Here is a 1,130-nt window from a genome sequence, read left to right on the forward strand (position 1 = left end):
TCATGCGCAACAAAACGGCCCGGCTCTAATCCCAGCTGGTGGAAAGCTGGGGGTCACGTCACGGAAGACGCTGCTTACGGGAGAAAGCCAGTAACCCTCGGATATTTCTAGCAGCATTGGCATGAAGGGTGTCGGCTCAGCCCCGAAATACGCTGCATCGTCGCGGGTCACCACGATTGCGCGCAAAGTGCGTTCTATTCTTTCTGCATCTATCCCGGTGAAAGAGGAGATCGATTCGATAAGTTCATCTGGCCTGTTCCAGATGGTCAGACTCATGCAATAATTGATCTCTGAGAGGCGCTTGCTGCCAACACCGACAAACCAGATGTGCTTCAAATACACGCTGGCAAGCAGCATTACCACCGCGGCTACGTCTGCTCCGTCCAGTTGATTTGACTGCACATCAGGATGGATTCCAGCCTCATCTCGCCATTCAGAGACTCTTTGGCCTACAAGTTGAATGAAGTGTGCATCGAGCCTCGGATCTGCATCATAACCAACCATCGTGCCGTGTCCCGTCTCAAACGGGAAGACCAATGCTCCGGTGAGATCGTCGACTTCGGCAGCGGTCATCAGTCCGGTGCTCTCCCGGTCCTCTCCCCCATTCAGCGCAGTTTCAAGCGCATCGGCCTCAAGTTGATCCAAGAAGTGATCACTGTCGTGACCAACCGTAAATTTGAGATTGAGTCCATTCTCGGTCTCTTGTCCTGTCAAGAAGCCATGGAGAGCCATATCGGCGGCCTTCTCAAGGATCGCGGATGCGCCAAATGAATGAAGAAGCGATCGCGCATGCGAACGTGTCGTGGCCGTGCTTTCTTGGATTGGAATTCCCACGGTCTTCGGAAGCCTCGGCAAACCATAGTGCAAGAGCGGATTCCAGCCCCGGCTCATGACGTCGAATGCTGGATAGGGAAGATGATAGCTTTCATCCTCACGAGAATTCATCAAGACATTCTCATAATCTATGACTCTGGCCGCCTCGATGAGAATCGCGGTGAAGTGCAATTCATCAAAGCTATCCAGCCTTTCATGAATTGCCGTCAAATGCGACCGCGCCATCTGCGCGAGCTGACGTGCTCCCCTGAAATGTGACCGCCCGATGGTAGAGTCCGACCACGAAGGAGTCGGAC

The 1,130-nt window shown here is 53.5% G+C and carries 1 protein-coding gene; it reads right to left on the reverse strand.

The window, feature by feature from the left end:
- Positions 1-1,130 (reverse strand): hypothetical protein (locus tag IE191_RS20905; RefSeq protein ID WP_229815747.1); only part of this gene is annotated, 1,130 nt, incomplete at its 5' end.

Origin of the sequence: Novosphingobium pokkalii, from assembly GCF_014652855.1 — a bacterium.
GTDB classification, from domain to species: domain Bacteria; phylum Pseudomonadota; class Alphaproteobacteria; order Sphingomonadales; family Sphingomonadaceae; genus Novosphingobium; species Novosphingobium pokkalii.